This window comes from Candidatus Woesearchaeota archaeon (assembly GCA_003695435.1).
In the GTDB taxonomy this organism is placed as follows: Archaea; Nanobdellota; Nanobdellia; order Woesearchaeales; family UBA11576; genus J101.
Map to the genome: position 1 here is coordinate 1 of RFJL01000049.1, position 9,432 is coordinate 9,432.

At 40.9% G+C, this 9,432-nt stretch carries 11 protein-coding genes; 4 read left to right on the forward strand and 7 right to left on the reverse strand.

What is annotated here, in order from left to right; genetic code table 11:
- Nucleotides 1–401, forward strand: a 401-nt coding sequence (locus D6774_03610; GenBank protein RME77689.1) for a superoxide dismutase, incomplete at its 5' end; no start/stop codon positions are given.
- Nucleotides 402–538: 137 nt separating this feature from the next.
- Complete coding sequence (locus tag D6774_03615) at nucleotides 539–1,054, forward strand: hypothetical protein (GenBank protein RME77690.1); 516 nt, start codon at nucleotides 539–541, stop codon at nucleotides 1,052–1,054.
- A gap of 7 nt (nucleotides 1,055–1,061) precedes the next feature.
- On the opposite strand, the gene D6774_03620 is transcribed toward D6774_03615, so the two are convergent.
- On the reverse strand, nucleotides 1,062–1,376 hold the full coding sequence (locus D6774_03620) for an RNA-binding S4 domain-containing protein (GenBank protein RME77691.1): 315 nt from the start codon (nucleotides 1,374–1,376) through the stop codon (nucleotides 1,062–1,064).
- An 86-nt stretch (nucleotides 1,377–1,462) separates the two neighbouring features.
- A complete protein-coding gene (locus tag D6774_03625; protein ID RME77692.1) occupies nucleotides 1,463–2,188 on the reverse strand; it encodes a hypothetical protein in 726 nt (241 codons plus the stop codon).
- A 140-nt stretch (nucleotides 2,189–2,328) separates the two neighbouring features.
- Here D6774_03625 and D6774_03630 point away from each other — a divergent pair, with 140 nt between their 5' ends.
- Complete coding sequence (locus tag D6774_03630; protein ID RME77693.1) at nucleotides 2,329–3,042, forward strand: hypothetical protein; 714 nt, start codon at nucleotides 2,329–2,331, stop codon at nucleotides 3,040–3,042.
- Nucleotides 3,043–3,672: a hypothetical protein gene (locus D6774_03635; protein RME77694.1), complete on the forward strand. Its 630-nt coding sequence runs from the start codon at nucleotides 3,043–3,045 to the stop codon at nucleotides 3,670–3,672.
- On the opposite strand, the gene D6774_03640 is transcribed toward D6774_03635, so the two are convergent.
- The 5 genes from D6774_03640 to D6774_03660 form a co-directional block, all read right to left on the reverse strand.
- Nucleotides 3,660–6,260, reverse strand: coding sequence for a cation-translocating P-type ATPase (locus tag D6774_03640; GenBank protein ID RME77695.1), 2,601 nt, complete (start codon nucleotides 6,258–6,260; stop codon nucleotides 3,660–3,662). The two genes, D6774_03635 and D6774_03640, sit on opposite strands and share 13 nt — an antisense overlap.
- Nucleotides 6,235–7,500, reverse strand: coding sequence for a hypothetical protein (locus D6774_03645; GenBank protein RME77696.1), 1,266 nt, complete (start codon nucleotides 7,498–7,500; stop codon nucleotides 6,235–6,237). Before D6774_03645 ends, D6774_03640 begins: the two co-directional genes overlap by 26 nt.
- A gap of 156 nt (nucleotides 7,501–7,656) precedes the next feature.
- Nucleotides 7,657–7,899 carry a hypothetical protein gene (locus D6774_03650; GenBank protein RME77697.1) on the reverse strand — a complete coding sequence of 81 codons (243 nt, stop codon included), beginning with the start codon at nucleotides 7,897–7,899 and terminating at the stop codon, nucleotides 7,657–7,659.
- 53 nt (nucleotides 7,900–7,952) lie between these two features.
- A complete protein-coding gene (locus D6774_03655) occupies nucleotides 7,953–9,218 on the reverse strand; it encodes an MBL fold metallo-hydrolase (protein ID RME77698.1) in 1,266 nt (421 codons plus the stop codon).
- The gene (locus D6774_03660; protein ID RME77699.1) at nucleotides 9,215–9,397 is read right to left on the reverse strand and encodes a hypothetical protein; all 183 of its coding nucleotides are present in this window, start codon (nucleotides 9,395–9,397) and stop codon (nucleotides 9,215–9,217) included. Before D6774_03660 ends, D6774_03655 begins: the two co-directional genes overlap by 4 nt.
- Nucleotides 9,398–9,432: the final 35 nt, after the last annotated feature.

Sequence of the window (9,432 nt, forward strand, 5' to 3'; positions counted from 1 at the left end):
CGGTGCGCAACAATGGAGGAGGGCATGCAAATCATTCTTTCTTCTGGAAAGTTATGAGTCCTAATGGAGGTGGCGAGCCTGAAGGTGCGCTTAGGGAAGCTATTGAGAACGCCTTTGGTTCCTTTGAAGAATTCAAAAAACAGTTCAGTGAGGCTGCACTTGGACGGTTTGGATCTGGCTGGGCATGGCTTGTTGTAAGTAATGGCAATCTTGAAATCCTAAGCACGCCGAACCAAGACAGTCCGCTCTCACAAGGAAAAACACCAATCCTTGGCATTGACGTATGGGAGCATGCCTACTATCTTTTACGACAAAACAGACGTGCAGAATACGTAGAGGCATTTTTCAACGTCATTAATTGGGAACAAGTTGCAAAAAACTTAGAGGATGCATCCTCTTAAATTATTTTTTCTTCCTATTTTGCTTCTTATTTTTGCTTCTTATTTTTTTCACAATCAAGTTACTCAACGTAGTGTAAAGCGTAGCGTATTGTTTTTTCATAATTCTTATAAGTAAGAAAACCACTCCTCGTGGTTATATGAACAACAGTTACAAACAGTATCTCATCTTACTCTTCTCACTTTTTCTTCTTACGGGGTGTAGTGAAGAAGCAAGACAAGCAATAGGTGTTGCTTTTGGACTTATTCTTGCAATCATCTTTATTTTTATTGCAAGTATTATTTCAGTAGCACTCATAGGTCTTCGCATAGCACCAAAACGCACTCTTTTCTCCTTTGGCATGGCAATTCTTACTGCGATTATTTTTCAGGCAAGCAAGCAAGCACCATTTTATGCAATTGCAAGTTTTATCATCTCATGGATCATCGGTAGATTCATTTTCAAGAAAGATCAATGGAAGATGTTCAGAACGAAAGGATATGGCATTTTTGTAAAAATACTCAGTGCTCTTGCATTGCTACTCTCTCTTCTTTCACTCATTATGTTTACTGGAGCAATTCTCACATACCTATCCGCAGATTCAAAGATTATTGGGATTTTGTTATTTCCAATCATGCTAGGAGTTATTGGTCTTTACGGATTAGTACGCGGCTAAGATAAGGTTAAGAAAGACTTACTTTGAATACGTTCCCTTCAACTTCAACTACGTCGCCGTCTCTTAACTTCTTCTTGTTTCTTGTTTCCACTACGCCATTTACTTTAACGGCTCCTGATCTTATGAGCAGTTTTGCTTGACCTCCCGTTGTAGCAAGACCTTTGCTTTTGAGAAATGCGTTGAGTTCGATGTATTCTTTTACTTGTTGAGAGGTTCTTTGCTCCTGTTGCAATCCTCTCTTTTGAACGGAGGTTTCTTGCGCGTTTTGTTGTTCTTGGTGATTAGTTCTTACTTTTTTAGATGCTTGGTGTATATGGTTCATTTGATTTGATTCCTGTCGAGATGGATACGTATCACGTGTTACGTCTGGGACTAATAAATGTTTTTCTCCGGAAGAGCACAGAAAATTTAATCTGCATCTATGCGTTCTTGTACCCTTTCACCTGTTTCTAGGTTGTATCCGAGAATGTGAATGTAAGGAATTTGGGGTATTACTCCTCCCGTATGTTTCACGTAAATAATTTTCTCAAGTCTTGCTTCAACAGTTCCTTGTGCTGTGTTGAGTGTTGTTTTCGCGTCCACATCGCAACGATCTGTTTTCTTTTGAAGACCTGCTTTTTCAAGTAAATCATTTGCAGGCTCACCCGTAAGTGTAAATGGACCATCAGTACTCTTAGAGCTATAAACAGTAATTGTGCGGTCTTTGAATGCAGCTCCTACGAGTCTGAATTGTATTTGATAAGGATCGTTATCGACTCGTTTCACCCATTGTAGTCCATACGCCCTATTTTTTTCTAGTACGCTCAGCGTTTTGCAATCATATCCTTTGTAGGGATCATATGAGTGCCAGATGGGTGCTGTATCTCCTTTTTCAAGGTGACTACACCAAATAATGCGTATGTTTTCTTCAAGAGTGCAGTTTTGAGAAAGGGTGACGTAGAAGTCCACCGTTCGGTACGAGACGACTTCTGTTTCTGCAAGAGGACCTCGCTCATTCTGTTCAATTCCTCGATATTTTGCAGAATGCCAAAAAGGAACTTCTTGGGGTTTTACTTCTGTTGGTTTTCCGCCACATGCCTGTGTAAGGATTGCTAACAGAACCCCTAACGTTTTCACTGTCTTCACGGTCTTCACTGCATGAAATGCTAAAAAGAAGGACTATATAAAATTGCTGTTAGGATGAGTGATCTGGGATTACTACCAAGAGCATCCTAAAAAAAAGTATTTTTTCTCACCAGTATTTTTAAGAAGGCTGTTCTTTCATTGCAAGTATCATGGCAGAAGTGATTGATTTGCAGCGATTACGCGACTTTGAGCTTGAACTTCAAGAGCTGCGCGAGGCTCAGTCCCATCTTCCTTCAAAGAAGGATATTCTTAAGAGGGGGGCGCATCATAATTATTTGCTTACCATGGTGGCAGAGTTTCTCGTGCAGGGAGGAATACCAAGAGAATCAGAATCAACTATTGAGCGCTTTTGTGAGCGCTACTTACGCATAGAAGACTCAAGAGAACTAATCACCCTTCAGGACTTACTCGCAGGATATGAGTTTGACGATCTTAGCGGTCTTGATGAGGGGGAAAAAAGATTTGTTTTTGATTTTCTCGGACAGGGCATTGCCACACACTATGCACTCCTAAAGCACACCACACACCAAGGATGTGAAGAGACAATTTCTTATCCTGTTACTCAGGTAGGTGAGCGTATCAGCGAGTTCTTGCGCTACGCGTATGATTTTGATCCGCATCTTCTGGAATGTCGATATGCTTGGCTTGAAGAACTTGCACGAACCCCAAGCAAATACGCGCAGGGTTTTGTTTCGTGGATTACGTATGTTGGGCATACGGGGGAGAGACTCTTGTATGTGGATCTTGCGCAAGAACATTTAACACTTGCAAAACAGGCAATTGAATACGGGGATAGAGAGGAAGCGCACAACTATTTAGGTCCTTTTTGGGACGTGCTTGCCAAGAGCGAGGTGCCTGAATAAATGACACACGCAAAAATATACCAGTTTGAACAAGGAGTTGGTTACGCTGAAAACACCCTTCAAGCAATTGCTGAACACCTTGAAGATGCTCTTGAAACCATGTGCAGACAAGAAGGAATTGTTGCAGGTGTGGGAGATATCCTCACAGAACTTATGTATAAATCAGAGGAAAGCATTGACTACCTTAATCAAATACTTGCAAGATATGCTCAAAGAGACTGTGCGTTTAGACTCGCCCAGCCTTCTCACGTTGTGTTTCGCAACGATCTTTACAACGCCGTAGCAGAGCAAGTACTGTTTTATTATTTACATGAATATTCTCCTCAACAAAGCCCGCTTGCTAACGATATTCTTGATGCGGCTACGACGTCTTTGCAGAGAATTTATCCTGACAAGCAACAACTTCGAAGACACTACTCAGCATTTTCTTGCTCTCAGGAGCAAAAAAGAACGCGAGGTGCTACGATTTGGTGGTTGGACCAGCTCACAGCGCGATCTTCAACGTGGTGGTCATTTCAACAAGCAGTTAAACGTTTTATAGATGCTAAGATCTCCCTACAAGACGTTGATTTTACTAGGTTTAATTCTGCATTTAGACTTCTTGAGGAGAGTTGGATTCAATTGCCTTGATAGCTTCTTGTTAGTGTATTGAAAAACTTTGATCCCGCGTATGCGAAAAGAGTGGCAAAGATAATTACTAACCAATGCACTCCTGCAAGAGGTGTTGTTTCAAAATATGCTTGTAGTGGAGAGTACAACACCGCTACTTGCAATAAGAGACTTAAGAGCACCGCGTAAAGGAGGTACTTGTTTGAAAGTGGTGATTCATTGAACTCTTTTCGTATGATGTACAGTCTTACAAGTTCGAGTACAACAAGAGAAGTAAATGCAATGGTTCTTGCAGTAGTAATGTCCCATTGTTTTAGCGCGTATTTGAATACGAAAATTACACCTATCGCCATGATTAAACCAGTGGATGCGATTTTCAGTGCGGTCTCATTATCAAGAATGCTCTTTTGATATTCTTTTGGAGATTTTTTCATGATGTTTGGTGCTGGAGGATCCATTGCAAGCGCAACAGCAGGAAGCCCGTCAGTTACCAGATTAATCCACAATAAGTGTATTGCAATAAGAGGGAGAGGAAGGCCCGCAACACTTGCAAGAAGGATGGTGAGAATTTCTGCAAGATTGCTTGAGAGGAGATAAATCACAAATTTTCGAATGTTATCAAAAATACTTCGTCCTTCTTCAACTGCTGCTACTATTGATGTGAAATTGTCATCGGTGAGAATCATTTCAGATGCTTCTTTTGCAACGTCTGTGCCTGAGAGTCCCATTGCTATTCCAATATCTGCTTTTTTAAGCGCGGGCGCATCGTTGACACCATCTCCGGTCATTGCTACGATTTCCCCATGTTGTTTGAATGCTTGAACAATTCTTAATTTGTGTTCAGGGTTTACCCTTGCATATACTCCTATGTCATATACTTTTTCAAAGAGTTCTTCGTCAGAGAGTTCGTCGAGTTCAGCTCCTGTAAGGAGATCTCCTTGAATGCCTAATTCTTTTGCAACTGCTGCTGCAGTTATTTTGTGATCCCCTGTGATCATCACAACACGAATTCCTGCTTGTGCGCATTGCTCTATGGATTTTTTTACCTCTTCTCGTGGAGGATCAATCATTGCTTGCATTCCTGCAAAGACGATCTCCTTGTCGTCCTTTACTGATTTTGCACCTTCTTTGTACGCAAATCCGAGCACGCGAAGTGCTTCTTGAGCGAAAAGATCATTCTGATGGAGAATTTCTTTTTTGAGTTTTGGAGTAAGTCTTACTTTTCTTCCCTCCATTAGAACATAATGACACTGGTTGATAAGAACATCTACTGCTCCTTTGATCAGCAAGATTTTTTTGTTTCCTTTTTTGTGCAGTGTTCGCATTTGTTTTGTTTGAGAATTAAAAGGAATTTCATCTATACGAACATATTCTTCTTGAATCTTCTGGGGGTCCATTCCTCCTTTCATCGCACTTGTGAGAAGGCAAGCCTCAGTAGGGTCTCCAATGATGGACCAGTTTTGTGTGTCAATACTTGCGTTGTTGTTAAGAGCTCCAATTTCAAGTACTTTGCGTGCTTTTTCGTTAGAGATTCTTGCGTTTCCTGGATTGTACCCCGAACCATAAACTCGGATAACTTCACCTTCTGCCCATATTTTTCTTACGGTCATCTCATTATGGGTGAGGGTGCCTGTTTTGTCAGTGCAAATCACGGTTGTTGAACCAAGGGTTTCAACGGAAGGGAGTTTTCTTGTAAGCGCATGTCTTGCAATCATCCGTTTAACGCCAAGTGCGAGGGAAATAGTAACTACTGCGGGAAGGCCTTCAGGTATTGCTGCAACTCCAAGAGCTACTGCTACGAGTAATGCTTCAAGAACTGATGTTCCTTGAAGATATTCTGCGATAAAAACAACAAGACAGATCATCAGGGTGATGTTTCCAAGCCAGGTTCCTAGACGAGCAAGTTGTCGTTGCAGAGGTGTTGTTTTTGGCTCTGCCTGCGAGATCATCTGTGCGATGTTTCCGATCTGAGTGTTCATTCCTGTTGCATAAACAACTGCTTTTGCTCTTCCGTTAGTAACAAGTGTTCCTGCATACACTGTGTTTACTCTATCTCCTATGCTTAGTTTCTCATTAAGCGTGCAAGCAGATTTCTCAACAGGAACTGATTCCCCAGTAAGTGCGGCTTCTTGTACTTTGAGTTCTGTTTCTTCAATGAGTCTTGCATCTGCGACGACTTTATCTCCACTTTCAAGAATCAGGATATCTCCTGGAACAACGTGAGAAGCGGGAATAACTCGTACTTTTCCATCGCGAAGTACTTTTGCATGTGGTGCTTCTAGGCGTTTAAGAGACTCAATTGCTTTTTCCGCTTTGAACTCTTGGTAAAAACCAAGAATTGCGTTGAGAATGAGAATGATTGCAATTACTGTTGCATCAATGATTTCACCCAAAAATGCAGAGATGATAACTGCACCTATGAGAATCCAAACTACAGGAGAGGAGAATTGTCCTAGAAACAAAAGTAGTGGGCTTTGTGTTTTTTGTTCTTTGAGGGTGTTCAGACCATATTGTCTAAGTCGAGCATCAGCTTGAGACTGCGTGAGACCCTCTTTGCTTGTTTTAAGTTCTTCTAAGAGTTGTTCAAGTGGTTTGTTGTATGCTTCCATCGGTGAGATATGCGTAGAGTAATGCGTAGCGTAGTTCCTTGCTTGCTGAAGACTCTGCTACGTTACGATTTTCGTAGAGATGTCTTATTATTGGGGCTATGCGAAGATCTTCTTGTAGATCTGTGTTTAATAAAGAGAATTCACGCAGGAGAATGCTCTTGTTGAGTGTGTGTAAGAGAACAGTTTCTAGAGGGGATGCTTGTTGGGGTTGTGATTCTAGATGATTTGAATTCAGGACGATGTCAAGACCTATGAATTCTAGATTCACAGGAGATGTCAATTTCTTGGCATACAAATGTTCTACTTCTTCGCGACTCACCTGAGTTTTTCCAAGTCTTGGAAGTGTTGATTGTAATGCTTTGAGATTAAGAGCTGGCCTCATTGATCCGTAGTAGATGTTTTGCAGATCGTAGATCCATTTATCGTTGAGTACATGTATGATTTGTTGTTGGAGATCTCTTTGTTCTCTTAGAGGCGGTTGTGCCTCAACCTCTTGTTTAATTTCATCTAGTACTTGTAAAGAACCAGTTATTTTCTCTATTTGTTCTATTGCGTCAAACGTTCTTTCTTTTATGCTCACATCTTCTTGAAGAGTAAGTAGTGGTGCTTCAATTGATTGCATCGTTATCGTTACTGCAAGAGCATAGGTGACACTAAGAACGAGTATGAAGAGTAGCGTGTGAATGAGTGCTAAAAGTAATGCGTGGAAAATTGCTTGTGCTGTGTTCTTGATTTCTAGCGAGAGGTTGTAGAGAAGTCGTAAAATAAATTTGTAGGTGAACAAGCAGGGTGCAATAATCGTTGCAATGAAGGTGAGCATAGTATATTGTGGTGGGAGTATATGTGTTGAGAGTATGGCAAAGAGTAGTAAGGAGAGCGAAAGAGCAACGTAATGAGTAACAGTAAAATCGAAGAAGAGAGAGGAAAGTTTTATTGACTTGTTTTTGAAGACGTGCGATACTGCTGCTACGAAGAAAGAGAACAGAGGTATGATGAATATTATTATAGTAAAGGGGTCTTTTTTGAGTGTGAAGAGAATAAATGCAGGAAACCATACACTTAGAAAGTAGAAGAGTCCTGATTCAAGGGGGTGTTCGTGATACGTGAGGTATTTTTGCAGTAGAAAGAGTGTCACATAGGTAATGCTGAATGCTACTGCAAACGGAATATTATCAAAGAGCCACCCCAGGAGTAGTACTGCTACGATGAGATACCCTGAAAGTATTGTTGAAACCTTCACTGCATCAGGGTGAGCACTTTGAGTATGTCATATGGTCTGTGCTCTTTTCGGTTTGCTTTAAAGGTGAGATCTCGCATACGCGAGAATGTTACTTGTTCTATGTAGATCTTGTGCAGGTATTGTTGCCGAGTGATAAATCTTTTTACATCCATGTTTTTAGAACCTCTTTTTTTCTTCAATGAGCTCGATGAATTGTTTGAGACAGTCTGTTGCGCAAAAACTTGCTTTTTTGAGGAAGTCTTTTGGTCCAAAAAGCAAGGTGTATGTTTTTGTTGCTGAAGGGTTTATTTCTGCGTGACACGTAGCACATATTTTCTCGTGATTGTTTTCTCGTTTTTGGAGTTCTTCTTTGAGAAATTTTTTGAGATGGTGTCCTCCTTCTTTAAGGTCCTGCTCCATTTTTTTAAGCTCAAAATAGTCTAATGAGCCAATTACATCACGTAAGCGATATTTCATTCTCTCACCTCTATTGTTTTATTGAGTTCTGCGGCTACGACTTCAAAATCGAGTGTTTTCGCCCATTTTTCAAGCTCTTTAATTGCCTCAGGATCGCCATGATTGAGAATGAGAATTTTTGGAGAAACTCGTTTGATAATTTCTTTGAGTTCAACCATATCTGCATGCGCAGAGAATTCAAGAGAAACTACTCGGCAAAGTGGTTGTTTTTTAACACCGTCGATCATAATGGTTCCTTCTTCTAAGAGCATGCGACCGTTTGTTCCTTCTCCCTGGTATCCTGTAAGAAAGATTGTGTGTTTAGGGTTTGCATACGCATGTTTGAGATAGTCCATGATTGGCCCGCCTGTTAGCATGCCTGAAGTGGTGATAATAATGCAGGGTCTTTGCAAAAGCGATCTTCTTGCTTTTGGAGATCTGACCTCGCTTGCTCTTGCAAGTGCTTTTTTGAAAGCAGAGTAGTTTTTGATGCTTTGAGGATTTCTTTTTATCACACGATTGATTTTTTTGCCCATGCCGTCAATGTAGATGGGAACATTGAAGTGCTCTTGAGATAGAATGAGCAGAATTTCTTGCATTCGTCCGACGGCAAATGCAGATATGAGAGCACACCCCCCTCGTTTGAGTGTGTTTTTTATTTCGTTTATGAGTATTGATTCTGATTGTTTTCTGTTTGGCTGTTCTTTGTTTCCATAGGTTGCTTCACAGATGAGGACATCTGCTTTTTTGGGTATTGCTCCTCTCATGAGTTGTGTGTCTTTGAGTTTAATGTCTCCTGTATAGAGCAGCGATGTTTGCTGTGTGGTAAGGAGTATTGATGTTGATCCAGGAATGTGTCCTGCGGGGATGAGTTCAAAATGTGTATCAAAGATTCTTCCTTGTTCCCTTGGCTTTACCAGTTTCATCACATCGAGCGAGTCGTAAATGTCCTCAGCGTTGTAAACAAGTTCAACTCCTTGATGCTTTCCGATTTTGAAAGCGTCTTCGAGTAGTATTTTGGTAATTTCTTTGGTTGTTTTTGTACAGTATATCGGACAGTTCATACCGCGGTGTTTGAAGAGAGGTAGGCCTCCTGTGTGATCAAGATGTGCGTGAGAGATAATGCAAGCATCAAAATTGTAATTAGTTACACCTACAGGGTATTCTGATCCTTGCGGGGTAAGTTTGAGTCCGCAATCGAGTAGAAGTGTTGCTTCTTGTGTTTTGACTTCGATGCAAGATCTTCCAACTTCTCCTGCACCGCCATGGAATGTTATTTTCATTGTTTTTCCCCCTTTTTTGGACGCTCTTCGAACCGAATGTACCAACGTTTTTTCTCTCGGTCAAATTCAAAGAGAACATCGTACTTTTTTGCAGGATCGCACTCAAACAAGAGCGGGGCTGGAATCGTTGTTTCCATACTGGATCCTCTTTTGTAGAGTCGTCTTCTGAAGATTTTCATATACTTATTTTTATACAACTTAATATATTTATAAA

Coding starts and splice junctions, on each gene's coding strand:
- D6774_03615 (RME77690.1), top strand. CDS start 539: ATGAACAACAGTTACAAACAGTATCTCATCTTACTCTTCTCACTTTTT.
- D6774_03620 (RME77691.1), bottom strand. CDS start 1,376: ATGAACCATATACACCAAGCATCTAAAAAAGTAAGAACTAATCACCAA.
- D6774_03630 (RME77693.1), top strand. CDS start 2,329: ATGGCAGAAGTGATTGATTTGCAGCGATTACGCGACTTTGAGCTTGAA.
- D6774_03635 (RME77694.1), top strand. CDS start 3,043: ATGACACACGCAAAAATATACCAGTTTGAACAAGGAGTTGGTTACGCT.
- D6774_03640 (RME77695.1), bottom strand. CDS start 6,260: ATGGAAGCATACAACAAACCACTTGAACAACTCTTAGAAGAACTTAAA.
- D6774_03650 (RME77697.1), bottom strand. CDS start 7,899: ATGGAGCAGGACCTTAAAGAAGGAGGACACCATCTCAAAAAATTTCTC.
- D6774_03655 (RME77698.1), bottom strand. CDS start 9,218: ATGAAAATAACATTCCATGGCGGTGCAGGAGAAGTTGGAAGATCTTGC.
- D6774_03660 (RME77699.1), bottom strand. CDS start 9,397: ATGAAAATCTTCAGAAGACGACTCTACAAAAGAGGATCCAGTATGGAA.